Origin of the sequence: Ensifer sp. ENS10 (genome assembly GCF_014852025.1) — a bacterium.
GTDB lineage: Bacteria > Pseudomonadota > Alphaproteobacteria > Rhizobiales > Rhizobiaceae > Ensifer.
This window is the reverse complement of sequence record NZ_JACVAS010000001.1, coordinates 1,251,604-1,264,521: the sequence shown is the minus strand read 5'-3', so window position 1 is coordinate 1,264,521 and position 12,918 is coordinate 1,251,604. Positions and strand designations below refer to the sequence as shown.

Annotated in this window: 14 protein-coding genes and 1 tRNA gene; 4 read left to right on the top strand and 11 right to left on the bottom strand. The window is 61.5% G+C overall.

What is annotated here, in order from left to right:
• Positions 1–2 precede the first annotated feature (2 nt).
• Complete coding sequence (locus tag IB265_RS06120) at positions 3–1,196, top strand: glycosyltransferase family 4 protein (RefSeq protein WP_192494660.1); 1,194 nt, start codon at positions 3–5, stop codon at positions 1,194–1,196.
• A 64-nt stretch (positions 1,197–1,260) separates the two neighbouring features.
• On the opposite strand, the gene IB265_RS06115 is transcribed toward IB265_RS06120, so the two are convergent.
• Positions 1,261–1,337: transfer RNA gene (locus tag IB265_RS06115), tRNA-Pro, on the bottom strand.
• 309 nt (positions 1,338–1,646) lie between these two features.
• Here IB265_RS06115 and IB265_RS06110 point away from each other — a divergent pair.
• Entirely contained in the window at positions 1,647–1,811 is a 165-nt protein-coding gene (locus IB265_RS06110) for a hypothetical protein (RefSeq protein ID WP_093232207.1), read from the top strand.
• A 305-nt stretch (positions 1,812–2,116) separates the two neighbouring features.
• Here IB265_RS06110 and IB265_RS06105 read toward each other — a convergent pair whose 3' ends face one another.
• From IB265_RS06105 to IB265_RS06080, 6 genes are all read right to left on the bottom strand, one after another.
• Positions 2,117–2,653 (bottom strand): MerR family transcriptional regulator, encoded by a 537-nt coding sequence (locus tag IB265_RS06105; protein WP_057252555.1) that lies wholly within the window; start codon positions 2,651–2,653, stop codon positions 2,117–2,119.
• A gap of 139 nt (positions 2,654–2,792) precedes the next feature.
• On the bottom strand, positions 2,793–3,131 hold the full coding sequence (locus IB265_RS06100; protein WP_057252557.1) for an integration host factor subunit alpha: 339 nt from the start codon (positions 3,129–3,131) through the stop codon (positions 2,793–2,795).
• 92 nt (positions 3,132–3,223) lie between these two features.
• Complete coding sequence (locus tag IB265_RS06095) at positions 3,224–4,195, bottom strand: beta-ketoacyl-ACP synthase III (protein WP_057252559.1); 972 nt, start codon at positions 4,193–4,195, stop codon at positions 3,224–3,226.
• Positions 4,196–4,199: 4 nt separating this feature from the next.
• Positions 4,200–5,258, bottom strand: coding sequence for a phosphate acyltransferase PlsX (gene plsX, locus IB265_RS06090; RefSeq protein ID WP_057252888.1), 1,059 nt, complete (start codon positions 5,256–5,258; stop codon positions 4,200–4,202).
• Positions 5,259–5,459: 201 nt separating this feature from the next.
• Complete coding sequence (locus IB265_RS06085) at positions 5,460–6,011, bottom strand: DUF177 domain-containing protein (protein ID WP_057252561.1); 552 nt, start codon at positions 6,009–6,011, stop codon at positions 5,460–5,462.
• A 104-nt stretch (positions 6,012–6,115) separates the two neighbouring features.
• Positions 6,116–6,655, bottom strand: coding sequence for a ubiquinol-cytochrome C chaperone family protein (locus IB265_RS06080; protein ID WP_057252563.1), 540 nt, complete (start codon positions 6,653–6,655; stop codon positions 6,116–6,118).
• A 138-nt stretch (positions 6,656–6,793) separates the two neighbouring features.
• Between IB265_RS06080 and IB265_RS06075 the strand changes: the two genes are divergently transcribed.
• On the top strand, positions 6,794–7,303 hold the full coding sequence (locus tag IB265_RS06075) for an outer membrane protein assembly factor BamE (RefSeq protein WP_057252891.1): 510 nt from the start codon (positions 6,794–6,796) through the stop codon (positions 7,301–7,303).
• 69 nt (positions 7,304–7,372) lie between these two features.
• Here IB265_RS06075 and IB265_RS06070 read toward each other — a convergent pair whose 3' ends face one another.
• From IB265_RS06070 to ribH, 4 genes are all read right to left on the bottom strand, one after another.
• Positions 7,373–9,508: a sodium-translocating pyrophosphatase gene (locus IB265_RS06070; RefSeq protein WP_057252566.1), complete on the bottom strand. Its 2,136-nt coding sequence runs from the start codon at positions 9,506–9,508 to the stop codon at positions 7,373–7,375.
• A 196-nt stretch (positions 9,509–9,704) separates the two neighbouring features.
• Complete coding sequence (locus tag IB265_RS06065; RefSeq protein ID WP_246805867.1) at positions 9,705–10,934, bottom strand: MFS transporter; 1,230 nt, start codon at positions 10,932–10,934, stop codon at positions 9,705–9,707.
• Positions 10,935–10,939: 5 nt separating this feature from the next.
• Entirely contained in the window at positions 10,940–11,422 is a 483-nt protein-coding gene (gene nusB, locus IB265_RS06060; RefSeq protein ID WP_113398386.1) for a transcription antitermination factor NusB, read from the bottom strand.
• Positions 11,419–11,880, bottom strand: a complete 462-nt coding sequence (gene ribH, locus IB265_RS06055; RefSeq protein ID WP_034803742.1) for a 6,7-dimethyl-8-ribityllumazine synthase — start codon at positions 11,878–11,880, stop codon at positions 11,419–11,421. The genes nusB and ribH overlap by 4 nt, the downstream gene beginning before the upstream one ends.
• A gap of 537 nt (positions 11,881–12,417) precedes the next feature.
• On the opposite strand from ribH, the gene IB265_RS06050 reads away from it, so the two are divergent.
• Entirely contained in the window at positions 12,418–12,918 is a 501-nt protein-coding gene (locus tag IB265_RS06050; protein ID WP_057252572.1) for a cupin domain-containing protein, read from the top strand.

Below are 12,918 nucleotides of genomic sequence, written 5' to 3'. Positions count from 1 at the left end.
TCATGGAACACATCGTTGCGGGCCGGCGCCCGGCCCTTCCCCTGCGCCTGCTCCAAGTGCTGGAGCCAAGCGGCGGCGGCTCGGGCCGACATTTCCTCGACCTCTGCCGCGGCGTGCACGAGCGCGGGCACCATGTGGAGGCAGTTTATTCGCCGGTGCGCGCCGAGGAAGGTTTCGTGCGCGAATTGAAGGCAATCGGCCTGCCGGCCGTCCACGCCGTCGATATGAAGCGCCCGCCGGGACCTTCTGATATCGGCCGCTTTCTTGAATTGCGCCGCCTCATTCGCCGCGGCAATTTCGACATCATCCACGGCCACAGTTCGAAGGCCGGCGCGCTGACGCGCCTGCGCCTGCCCGGCCCCCATGTTCCGCGTGTCTATACCCCGCACGCCTTCCGGACCCTCGACCCGACGCTCGGCCGCGCCGGTCGCCTCATCTACGGCACGATCGAATGGGGCCTCGCCCGTTTTCTCACCGACCATCTGATCTGCGTTTCGGAGGATGAGTATCGTCACGCGTTGTCGCTGAACATGCCGGAAAAGCGGATGTCGGTGATCGTCAACGGCGTTGCCCCGCCCTCATGCGAGATGGCGCAAACGATTCGCGCCAGCTTCGGGATCGCGCCGGATGCCTTCGTCTTCGGCTTCATTGGCCGCCTCTCGGCGCAAAAGGCGCCGGAGCGGCTGATCGCCGCTTTCAAGAGCGTCGCCGCATCCGTGAAAAACAGCCATCTGGTGATGGTCGGCGCGGGCGAACTCGAAAGGAGCCTGCGCAAGGCAATGGCCGAGAGTGGATTGCAGAACCGCATGCACCTGACCTCGGCCTTCACCGGACCGCAGGCCGCACCGGCATTCGATCTTCTGGTCATGCCGAGCCGCTACGAAGCCATGTCCTACGTGATGCTGGAAGGGGCGGCCGCAGGCAAGCCTATTATCGCCACCGATATCGGCGGTGCCCGCACGGTCATCGAAGATGGCCAGAACGGCTTCATCCTGCCGAACAGTGACGACACGTCCCTGCTCGCCAAGACGATGGTTAAAGCCGCCACACCGGAAACGTTCGGAAAACTGTCCGCCATCGCGCAAAGACTGAAAGACCGCTTCACCCTCGACGTGATGCTCGATCAAACGGAAACGCTCTATCAGAAGGCGGCCGCCAAACGCCGCGTACCGGCTATCCTTCAGCCGGCGGAGTAGCGCTGCAAAGAGGGAAATGAAAAACAGATCAATCGCTCTATGGGGGATTGAGGATTGAGAAAAATGGTCGGAGCGGCGGGATTCGAACCCACGACCCCTTGACCCCCAGTCAAGTGCGCTACCGGGCTGCGCTACGCTCCGAACCGAGGAAACCCCTATATAACCAGCGCTTAGAGCGCAAGCGGGAATTTCGCACTCGGCGTGAAAAAGAAATCTCTGGCGTGGAAAAGCTGCGGGCACTCGGCGGGTCGATCAGAAGAAAAGTCCATTTTGTCGGAAGATCGCCCATGGATCGGCGATCCTCGATCGCAATGGAACCTTCACCAAACCTGAAATCACATCGTTGGAAACGCTGCCCCTGACGTAACGTGAGCTTGCCATCACAACCGATTTGAGGGACAGTTTGGTACTGGCCCTTGAGGCCTGGAGCCTCCCTTTCAGGAGTAGACCATGCCTCTTAAATCTCTGATGGCCGTAACCGCACTTGTCGTCCTGACGCTGTCCGGATGCGCGACGTCCGGTTCGACCAACACAACCTACGCGCAGTGGAACGGCCCCTATCCGCAGCCTGATGTTTCCGCATCCAGCCCCGGTGGTTTCCGTATGTCCTACTAAACGCGGCAACTTTAGTGTGAGCGACAGAACGCGGGCCCTGTGGGCATCCCTCAGTCGCTCACGTCAATGCATGCGTGGTTTGCCCCTTCCCTTGGGCCTGCAGCATTTGAATGCGAGCCGCCAATCTCACAAACTGACGATCGAACGAGTATTCGCCGATTGCTCGGCCGGAACCGTCGGCTGACTGTTATGCGACCCACGACCGCGCAAGCGTCACGCCTGCGTCGTCGGTCAATTTTCCTATGGTCTTGAAGGCGGGGCGCCTCGTCGGACGAGCACGCGCTTGGTAGGCGACCGCGGTACTCTCAGCGCACCTGATCGAGCAGGCGTTTGCATTCCAGGAGATCGTAGAGCGCCTCCTGCAGCAGCGCCCGGTCTTCCTTGCCGACGGACGACGATTTGCCGAGCGAGATTTCCGGCACGTCGTCGCTGCCGCCGCCGAACGAGAAGAAGCGGCGGCTCGCCGGTGCCTTGGCGCGGCCGACGATCTGATCTTCTTCCGAAACGCCGGCCTTGGGCGGTGCCGGCTCCTCGTTGCTCGACGCCGCAAGCGCTTCGACGGTTGCGAGATCGCCGCTGGCAATGGCGGCAACGAACTTGTTGCCGTTGGTTTTCAACAGCTTCTGCACGCCCTTGATGGTGTAGCCGTGATCATAGAGCAGATGCCGGATACCCTTCAGGAGATCGACATCCTCCGGCCGATAATAGCGACGACCGCCGCCGCGCTTCATCGGCTTGATCTGCTGGAAACGGGTTTCCCAGAAGCGCAGAACATGCTGCGGCAGATCGAGGTCGTCGGCGACCTCGCTGATGGTGCGGAAAGCGTCCGGGCTCTTTTCCATGTGGTTCCCAATCCATGTCACGCGACTCACGCTCGCGGGCCGCAATGAACCGATATCATACCGATGATGGCACGAATCGGGTCCATTTCAACGGCTTATGGATGGGTTTTCAACCACATTTGTGGCTGAAGCCATGACTTCACGCCGCGGGAGATGCCGGCTTCTGCTTCGCTCTACGGCTGAGATGGGCCTTCAGCACGCGCTGCTTGAGCACGTTGGACGCCTTGAAGGTCATCACACGGCGCGGCGAGATCGGCACTTCCTCGCCGGTCTTCGGGTTTCGCCCGATGCGTTCGTTCTTGTCGCGGACCTGGAAGGTCGCGAAAGAAGACAGCTTCACGCTCTCGCCACGCACGATTGCGTTGCATATTTCGTCAATGACGGTTTCCACCAACTCGGCAGACTCTGTCCGTGACAGACCTACCTTGCGAAAAACCGACTCAGCCAAGTCTGCTCGTGTTACTGTTTTTCCGCTCATCTTCCCCCACCAACGTCTGGCACGCCGATCAGCGACCGAAGACTATTGCCCTTGCCTATTGTGGTCAAGCGCCTGCGTTGCCTCAGCATTTTTTACCAGCGTATCAGAACGGAGCCCCAAGTGAAGCCACCACCCATGGCTTCGAGCAGAACGAGATCGCCCTTTTTGATCCGGCCATCGGCCGCCGCGGTGTTCAGGGCCAGCGGAATGGACGCCGCGGAGGTGTTGCCATGGAGATCGACTGTCACCACAACCTTATCGAGCGGGATGCAGAGCTTCTTGGCCGAGCCATCGATGATGCGACGGTTGGCCTGGTGCGGCACAAGCCAATCGATGTCCTCGGCCGTCGTGCCGGTCGCCTCGAAGGCTGCCTCGATAACGTCGGTGATCATGCCGACCGCGTGCTTGAAGACTTCGCGGCCTTCCATCTTGAGATGGCCCACCGTTCCCGTGGTCGAAGGACCACCATCGACATAGAGCTTGTCGCGATGGGCGCCGTCCGAGCGAAGCTTCGCCGTCAGCACGCCACGGTCGGCATTCGTACCCTCGCCTTCCTGGGCTTCCAGGATGATGGCACCGGCGCCGTCGCCGAAGAGCACGCAGGTCGTCCGGTCGCTCCAGTCGAGGATGCGCGAGAACGTCTCCGAGCCGATCACCAGCACGCGCTTGGCAAGACCGCCGCGGATGTAGGCGTCGGCCGTCGTCACCGCATAGACGAAGCCGGAACAAACGGCCTGCATATCGAAGGCTGCGCCATGGCGCATGCCAAGGCGATCCTGGATATTGACGGCGGTTGCCGGAAACGTGTTGTCCGGAGTCGAGGTCGCCAGGATGATGAGGTCGATGTCATCTGGCGTAAGCCCGGCATTGGCGAGTGCGGCGCGCGCGGCGCCTTCGCCGAGCGACGCGGTCGTTTCGCCCTCGCCGGCGATGTGGCGCTGCCGGATGCCGGTGCGCTGCACAATCCACTCATCGGACGTATCGACCTTGGATTCCAGCTCCTGATTGGTAACAACGCGCTTCGGCAAAGCTGCGCCGAAGCCGCGAACGACGGAACGGATCATCTATTCAAACCTCATCATTCATGCCGGCGGAAAGGGCCTGCGGCGGTTCTGCACCATGGTACTTCGCCAGATCGAACTCGATCTTCGACTTCAGGCCATTCTTCACCATGTCGTAGCCGACATCGATCGCGGCTGCGAAACCTTCGGCATCCGCACCACCATGGCTCTTGATCACGACGCCATTGAGGCCAAGGAATACACCACCGTTGACCTTCCTGGGATCCATCTTCTCGCGCAGGCGATCGAACGCACCCTTGGCCAGGATGTAGCCGATCTTGGCAAGCAGGGTGCGCGACATTGCAGCGCGCAGATATTCGGCAATCTGGCGCGCGGTGCCTTCGGCTGCCTTCAGCGCGATATTGCCGGAAAAGCCTTCGGTCACAACGACGTCGACCGTCCCACGGCCGATGTCGTCGCCTTCGACGAAACCGTAATAGTCAAAGCCATCGATATTGGCTTCACGGATCAGGCGGCCAGCTTCCTTGACCTCTTCCTGTCCCTTGATTTCCTCGACACCGACGTTGAGAAGCCCAACCATCGGTCGTTCGATCTCGAAGAGGGCCCGCGCCATGGCGCCGCCCATCAGCGCGAAGTCCATGAGTTGCTGCGCATCCGCACCGATCGTCGCGCCGACGTCGAGCACGATGCTCTCGCCCTTCAGCGTCGGCCAGATGGCAGCGATCGCCGGGCGCTGGATCCCCTGCATCGTGCGCAGACAGAAGACCGACATGGCCATGAGCGCGCCGGTATTGCCGGCCGAAACGACGACATCGGCCTCGCCGGCATTGATCGCGTCGATCGCCTTCCACATGCTCGATTTGCCGCGGCCGCGGCGAAGCGCCTGGCTCGGCTTCTCGTCCATCGCCACGGCGATTTCACAATCGTAAAAGGTGCTGCTGGCCTTGAGCTTCGGATATTTTCCCAAGAGTTCCGCGCATTGCGCTTCGATACCGAACAACACGAACTTGATGTCCGGATGACGTTCGAGCGCTCTTGCGGCACCCGGGATGACGACTTCGGGACCATAGTCGCCACCCATCACGTCAAGTGAAATTCTGACCACGCGTGTCTTATCCTTCATTTCTGCCACACAACACGTGCCGTCGTGGCGCACTCACCTGGGACGCAATGACGAAACATATTGCTTCTGACGCTTGAGCCAAGCACGCGGCAGATCGCTTCACGGCTCTTTTGGCCGGTTTGGGGCCAAAATACTGCTTTTCCTTTGCGTGACAACCGAATTGTAGAAGAGGCTTTCGCGGCCTCAGTCCTTTTTCCAGTCCTTCAGGACAGCAAACGGGTTCGGCTTCTTGTCGTCCGCTGAGGTGCTCTCGATTCGCTCGCCGAAAGCCGCACCCGGCTTGCGCGGATAGGGGTCGATGGCAAGCGCCACCTGCTCGCTGACGACGACGCCGGCATCGATCGTGTCGCCCGTGAACGTGTCGGGGATGTCGGGACCATCCGGGTCGAGAATCATCTCGCCGCCGTCGTTGCTCGCCTGGCGGGCGAGCCGCGATCCTTCGGGAACCAGGATCGCTTCGACCGGTTCATGGATGTCGGCCTCGACGGGCTCGAGCGTCACCACGCAGCTTTGCACGATGCGGGCCGTGACATCGCCCTTGATCTTGACGCCATCCTTCTTCCAGCGCGCGATCTGCAACTCTGCGCTGAGCGACAGCACGTCCCTGACGCCCCAGAGCTTCGCCAATGCCGCCCTTTCCCGCTCGTTTGCTGAAAGCTGCACGCTGACAGCGTTCGCCGAGATATGCCCCACCTTCACCGGATAGGAGAAGGCCGGCTGGCTATCGTCTTTCATGATCGGATCCTTCCTCGCCAGGGCGATTGATGCCGCCCAGTCGCGAATGCAGCTGCCGCCCGGGTTCCCGCTCGCGGCGCTGATATCTCTTAATAACCGCTCTATTAAACGCCAGCGGATGGAATCTGCAACTGACCGGCCTCGACAACCTCTTCGGCAATGTCGGCGAGGTGCGCCTCGACAGTCAGCAGATAGGCTGCAAGCGCCTCCATCGAGGGTGCTGCATCGCCGCCTTCCGGATGAAAGTTACGCTTGAGTGCCGCTGCCAAGGCGGCCGTATCCTTCGCTTCCAGCGCTGCCGCGTAGGACTCGAGGCGACCGTAATACATGCCGGCCAGCTTCTTCATCTTCTTCGGAACGCCGGCATCGCCCACGCCGAGTTCGCGGATCGAGTGATCGACGTCCTCGAAGAAAGCGTCGATGATCTCCTGCGCGATCTCCTGGCCGGGCCTTGCCGAAGCACGGGTGCGGCGGAAGTAGAGGATCAGCATAGCCGACAGCATCTCGAACCGCCCCATGACCGTGTCCGGCACATTGAGGTCGGTGTAGAGATAAGGTTGGCGCGCGGCCGACGTCAGCAGTGCATACTGACGCTCGACAATCACGGCATTGCCGCTTTTTCTTTTGAACAGTCCAAAAATCATCACAAAGCTCGGGCTTGGCTTTCTCGAAATGCGCGCAAGCGCCCATCCCGTTGTTGCATGACAGCCGAAGCTGGTTTACCGAAGCAGGCACGAATTGCAATGGCGGATCTGCCATCGTTTCTCCAAGGGGAGCTGTCGTTGACGAAGCGGTATTTGAGAAAAAACTTTAAAACCCTCGGCCGCGTGGCGGCCGTAGCTACCATCGCCGGTCTCACCCTTTCAGCCTGCCAGTCCGCCAATGTCGGTGAAGTCCTTCATCAGGGTTATGTGGTTGACCAGGAAACGCTAAACCTCGTTCCCGTCGGCTCCAGCCGCGAGCAGGTGCTCCTGTCGCTCGGCACCCCGTCGACGACCGCGACCTTCGACAACGAAGTGTTCTACTACATTTCGCAGACCCGCAAGCGTCCCGTCGCCTTCATGAAGCCTCAGCTGGTCGACCAGTCGATCCTTGCTGTTTACTTCGACAAGGAAGGTACTGTCAGCCAGCTCGCACACTATACGCTGAAGGATGGCAAGGTCTTCGACATGCTGTCGCGCACGACGCCGACCGGCGGCAAGGAAACGAGCTTCCTCGGCCAGCTGTTGAGCGGACCAGGTGCCGGACAGGCTGCTGCAAAGAGCCTGTTCAAGGACTTCGGCAGCAAGTAGTTCACCCATCACAAAGCAAAAGGCCCGCGGAAGTCTCTTCCGCGGGCCTTTTTCGTTTCAGCGATACAATCAGGCGAGGACGGCCAGAAGCAGCAGCGCCACGATGTTGGTGATCTTGATCGCAGGGTTCACCGCCGGACCGGCCGTATCCTTGTAGGGATCGCCCACCGTGTCACCGGTGACGGATGCCTTGTGCGCCTCCGAGCCCTTGAGATGACGCTCGCCGTTCTTGTCGACGAAGCCATCCTCGAAGCTCTTCTTGGCATTGTCCCAGGCGCCGCCGCCCGACGTCATCGAGATCGCCACGAACAGGCCGTTGACGATGACACCGAGAAGCGATGCGCCGAGTGCTGCGAAGGCCGAGGCCTTCGAGCCCGACAGAAGCAGCACGCCAAAGTAGACGACGATAGGTGCGAGCACCGGCAACAGCGAGGGAACGACCATTTCACGGATCGCCGCCTTCGTCAGAAGGTCGACGGCGCGACCATAGTCCGGCCGCTCCGTGCCTTCCATGATGCCGGGTTTTTCGCGGAACTGTCGACGAACCTCCTCAACGATGGATCCGGCCGCACGGCCGACCGCCGTCATCGCGATACCGCCGAAGAGGTAGGGGATGAGACCGCCGAAGATCAGGCCTGCCACAACGTAGGGGTTGGAGAGATCGAAGGAGATCTGGCCCACATCGGCAAAGTACGGGTACTTGTCACCATTCGCCGCAAAGTAGCGGAGGTCGTTCGAATAGGCCGCGAAGAGCACCAGCGCGCCGAGACCGGCCGAACCGATCGCATAGCCCTTGGTGACGGCCTTTGTGGTGTTGCCGACCGCGTCGAGCGCATCGGTGGATTTGCGCACTTCCGGCGGCAGATGCGACATTTCCGCGATGCCGCCGGCATTATCCGTCACCGGACCGAAGGCATCGAGTGCCACAATCATGCCGGCAAGACCGAGCATGGCGGTGACGGCGATGCCGGTCCCGAAGAGGCCGGCGAGTTGGTAGGTGAAGATGATGCCGCCAACGATGACGATCGCCGGCAGGGCCGTCGATTCCAGCGAGACGGCAAGCCCCTGGATCACGTTGGTGCCATGGCCGGTGACCGAAGCCTGGGCGATCGAGTTCACCGGCCGTTTGTTGGTGCCGGTATAATATTCCGTGATCACCACGATCAGGGCCGTCACGATCAGGCCGAGAATGCCGCAGAAAAACAGATTCCAGCCGGTGATGTCCTTGCCGTCAACCGTACCAATGGTGCCCCATCCGATCGTGAAGGACGTGGCTGCGCCGAGACCGAGGATCGACAACACGCCGGTGACGATCAGGCCCCTGTAGAGAGCGCCCATGATCGAGTTGTTGGTACCGAGCTTGACGAAGAAGGTGCCGATGATCGACGTGATGATGCAGGCTGCGCAGATGGCCAGCGGATAGACCATGACCGTCGCGAGCACCGGCGTGCCGGCGAAGAAGATCGCCGCCAGCACCATGGTCGCGACGACCGAGACGGCGTAGGTCTCGAACAGGTCGGCCGCCATGCCGGCGCAATCGCCGACATTGTCGCCGACGTTATCGGCAATCGTTGCCGGATTGCGCGGATCGTCTTCCGGAATGCCGGCCTCCACCTTGCCGACGAGGTCCCCACCAACGTCGGCGCCCTTGGTGAAGATGCCCCCGCCGAGACGGGCGAAGATGGAGATCAGAGAAGCGCCGAAACCGAGCGCGACCAGCGCGTCGATGACTTCGCGCGAGGCGGGCTCATGCCCGAGGCCGGCCGTGAGGACGACGTAGTAGACGGAGACGCCGAGAAGCGCCAGGCCCGCTACGAGAAGGCCGGTAATCGCGCCTGACTTGAAAGCGATGTCGAGGCCGGAGGCAAGGCTGACGGAAGCCGCCTGGGCAGTACGGACGTTTGCCCGAACAGAAACATGCATGCCGATGAAGCCCGCAGCGCCCGAAAGGATCGCACCGACCAGAAAGCCGAAAGCGGCGGCGGGAGAAAGAAGAACCCAAGCGGCGATGAAAACGACAACACCGACGATGGCAATGGTCTTGTACTGACGCGTGAGATAGGCCTGCGCCCCTTCACGAATGTAGCCTGCGATTTCTTGCATGCGGGCGTTCCCCTGGTCGGCGGCCATCACCGACTGTGTTGCCCAGATGGCATAAACCACCGCGAGCAACCCGCATGCGATAACGCCCAACAAAATGGTCATTTCGCATTACCCTCCGTTACAACCCGCGGACTCACTCCCGGCCACGGGCCCCTCAAAACCGCGAATCACGCGCCACCTCCTCAAGCAGCACCCCCCACGGCGCGGCCAGAGTGCGGTTGCAACGGGAGATCGTCAAGCCCCGGAAAACGCCAGTGAGAAGGCGCTCCGGCCGCTTTGAGGTGTCAGGAGAATGGAGTTAGGCGGCAGCGTTCCGCGGTGTGCGCTTCAGGAGCAGCAGAAGTACCAAGCAGACGATGGTGACCGGCCACACGACCGCGTTCAGCATGTCCCATCCATAGGCGGACAGCACTTTGCCTGAGGCAAAGGACGACAGCGCCACGGTGGTGAAGAGGATGATGTCGTGGAAGGCCTGGACCTTGTCGGCCTCCTGCGGACGGTAACTGCTGGCGACGATCGCCGTCGAGCCGATGAAGCCGAAATTCCAGCCGAGGCCGAGCAGCACCAGCGCACCCCAGAAGTTCCAGAGTTCGATGCCCATATGCGCCACAGTCGCACAGGCCATCAGGAGAAGCAGGCCGCAGCCGACGATACGCTCGGCGCCGAAGCGGCTGATCAGCCAGCCGGTGAAGAAGCTCGGGGCGAACATCGCCAGCACATGCCACTGGATGCCGAGCGTCGCGAGCTCGGTCGAAAACCCGCAGCCCACCACCATCTCGACGGGAGCACCGGTCATCATGAAGGTCATCAGTGCATAGCTGGAGATGCCGCAGACCATGCCGGTGGCGAAGCGCTGGCTGCGTACGATCGCGCCGAGAGGACGCACGGCCTCATGGTGGTGATCTTTGACCATCGCACCCGGTTCGGGCAACCGCAGGGGTGCGAAGAAGAACGCCGCGAGCAGGCAGATCGGCAGCAGCACGACGAAAGCGCCGGCAAAGGCGACGGGCGCAAACAGGTCTCCGGCAAAGATGACGATCTGCGGGCCGAGCACGGCCGAAACGATACCGCCGCCAAGGATCAGCGAGATCGCCTTGGGTTTGTAGAACGACGGGGAAGCATCGGCGGCGGCGAAACGCAGCTTTTGGGTGAAGCCGTTCGACGAGCCGAGCATCGCGAGAGCAAAGGCGAAGAGCCAGAAGCTTTCGCGGAACAGCGCGACGGCGGCGAGCGCCGCGCCTGCGGCAGCGACCCCGGTCCCGGTCATGAAGGCAAACCGGCGGCCGATCAGGCGCGAGAGCATCGCGACCAGCACGACCCCAAGCGCCATGCCGACGTTGAAGGCGGTCAGAGGTGCTGTTGCCAGCGACTTGTCTTCCGCGAGCAACTGGTAGCCGGCGACACCGCCGATGGAGAAGCAGATCGGTCCGACGACGCCGAGGATGGCCTGCGCGGCAGTCAGATGGAAAACGTTGCGGCGCGCTTCGCGAAGGGTGGCCCCCATGTCATCCGCAGCAACCGCAACCATAAACTCTACTTCCTGAACTCGCTACGAACCTGCTTGGCAATACGATCGAGAACGGCATTGACCAGCTTCGGCTCGTCATCCTCGAAGAAGGCCTTGGCGATCTCGACATACTCGGTGACGATTACCGGAACCGGCACGTCCTTGCGTTCCAGCATTTCGAAGGTGCCGGCACGCAGGATGGCGCGCACGGTAGAATCGAGCCGCGACAGTGCCCAGTCGTCCTGAAGCGCCGAACCGATCAACGGATCGAGCTTGCGCTGGTCGCGCACGACGCCGGCGACGATCGAGCGGAACCAGGAGGCGTCAGCCTTCAGATAGGTGTCGCCGTCGACGTCCTGGCCGAGGCGATGGGCTTCGTACTCGGCAACCACTTCGAGCACGCCGGTGCCGCCAATGTCCATCTGATAGAGCGCCTGCACCGCGGCAAGGCGCGCGGCGCCGCGCTGGTTGACCTGCTTCAGCGGCTGATCCGAGGGTGTCTTCGTCACTTTTCCGTGCCCAGTTTCTTCTTCAATTCAATCATGGTGAGCGCCGCACGCGCAGCAAAGCCACCCTTGTCACCTTCCGACCGGCGGGCGCGTGCCCAGGCCTGGTCGTCATTCTCGACCGTCAGGATGCCGTTGCCGATGGCGAGGCTTTCGCTCACGGCGAGATCCATGATGGCCCGCGAAGATTCGTTCGCGACGATATCGAAATGATAGGTCTCGCCGCGAATGACCATGCCGAGCGCGACGAAGCCGTCATATTCCGTACCGCCTTCGTCAGCACCGTCGAGTGCCATGGCGATCGCCGGCGGGATTTCGAGCGCGCCCGGGACCGTTACGATATCATAGGTGGCCCCGGCTGCGTCCAGCGCATGTTTGGCGCCGTCGAGCAATGCATCGGCCATATCGTCATAGAAACGCGCTTCCACAATCAGAATGTGGGCTGCCGTGGTCTCTGCCATGGATCACCTGTCTTTGAGAGTTCGTCGCCGGTTGCGACCGGCAGGCGGCGGTCAAACCATGCCCGGCGCCGAATGGCAAGCAAATTCCGCCGCAAACGGCCTTTTGCTGCGCCGAACAGCGGCAGAATACCAAGCCCGAAGGGCTATCCTTGCCGTTCGGGCTTCGAACACAATCGCATGGTTGCTTGCGGTTTGCCACGCGGAACAGCAAGTTCAGGTACCAGGCAGGAATTGAACGAGGCATCCGCATGCTTGAGACCCCATCAACGATCCGCCTCCCCCGTGCCCCTCGAGCGGTCGTCTTCGATATGGATGGGCTCGCACCGGATTTCGGCTACGAGATGCCCGCCTCGCTCTACTCGACACAGCGCGCTCCGCCGCCGCATTTACCGTCATAGGATTGCAAAATCGAGGCATAAGCAACGTAACGTTTATCAATTTCGACGCTTGTCGGTTGACGTTCCCTCGATCGCGCGACACGGATAGGAACGGACCGTGGATGCTTCTTGCGAAATGCACGGCGTCAGGGAGATAGACATGACGGAAACGCGAAAACCGATCGTCAATCCGAAGACCCTCAACCTCGACCATTGGACGAAAGGCGAAGGGTTCGAATCGAGCGACGCTTCCTTCGGCGCGTTGCTGGGCCTTAAGGATCTCGGCATCGGCTACGGCGAAGTGCCGCCGGGCAAGTCCGGCTGCCCGTTCCACAATCACCACGTCGAGGAGGAGCTTTTCATCATCCTCGAAGGCGAAGGCACGTATCGCTTCGGCAACGAGCGCCATGCGGTTGGGCCGGGCGACATTCTTGGCGCGCCTGCAGGCGGGCCGGAAACGGCGCATCACCTGATCAACACTGGCAGCGTGGCGCTCAAATACTTGTCTATTTCGACCATGGCGGCCACCGAGATCTGCGAGTACCCGGACTCGGGCAAGTTCCTCGCCAAGACGCGCAGTGCTGATGGCCAGAGGCGATTCCGCTTCATCGGCAGACCGGAAGACACTGTCGACTATTGGGACGGCGAGCCGGGCGCCTGA

What these genes read in the sequence shown, in the direction of transcription:
- IB265_RS06120 (WP_192494660.1), top strand. Translation starts at nt 3, where the DNA reads ATGGAACACATCGTTGCGGGCCGGCGCCCGGCCCTTCCCCTGCGCCTG.
- IB265_RS06110 (WP_093232207.1), top strand. Translation starts at nt 1,647, where the DNA reads ATGCCTCTTAAATCTCTGATGGCCGTAACCGCACTTGTCGTCCTGACG.
- IB265_RS06105 (WP_057252555.1), bottom strand. Translation starts at nt 2,653, where the DNA reads ATGGAAAAGAGCCCGGACGCTTTCCGCACCATCAGCGAGGTCGCCGAC.
- IB265_RS06100 (WP_057252557.1), bottom strand. Translation starts at nt 3,131, where the DNA reads ATGAGCGGAAAAACAGTAACACGAGCAGACTTGGCTGAGTCGGTTTTT.
- IB265_RS06095 (WP_057252559.1), bottom strand. Translation starts at nt 4,195, where the DNA reads ATGATCCGTTCCGTCGTTCGCGGCTTCGGCGCAGCTTTGCCGAAGCGC.
- IB265_RS06085 (WP_057252561.1), bottom strand. Translation starts at nt 6,011, where the DNA reads ATGAAAGACGATAGCCAGCCGGCCTTCTCCTATCCGGTGAAGGTGGGG.
- IB265_RS06080 (WP_057252563.1), bottom strand. Translation starts at nt 6,655, where the DNA reads ATGATTTTTGGACTGTTCAAAAGAAAAAGCGGCAATGCCGTGATTGTC.
- IB265_RS06070 (WP_057252566.1), bottom strand. Translation starts at nt 9,508, where the DNA reads ATGACCATTTTGTTGGGCGTTATCGCATGCGGGTTGCTCGCGGTGGTT.
- IB265_RS06065 (WP_246805867.1), bottom strand. Translation starts at nt 10,934, where the DNA reads ATGGTTGCGGTTGCTGCGGATGACATGGGGGCCACCCTTCGCGAAGCG.
- ribH (WP_034803742.1), bottom strand. Translation starts at nt 11,880, where the DNA reads ATGGCAGAGACCACGGCAGCCCACATTCTGATTGTGGAAGCGCGTTTC.
- IB265_RS06050 (WP_057252572.1), top strand. Translation starts at nt 12,418, where the DNA reads ATGACGGAAACGCGAAAACCGATCGTCAATCCGAAGACCCTCAACCTC.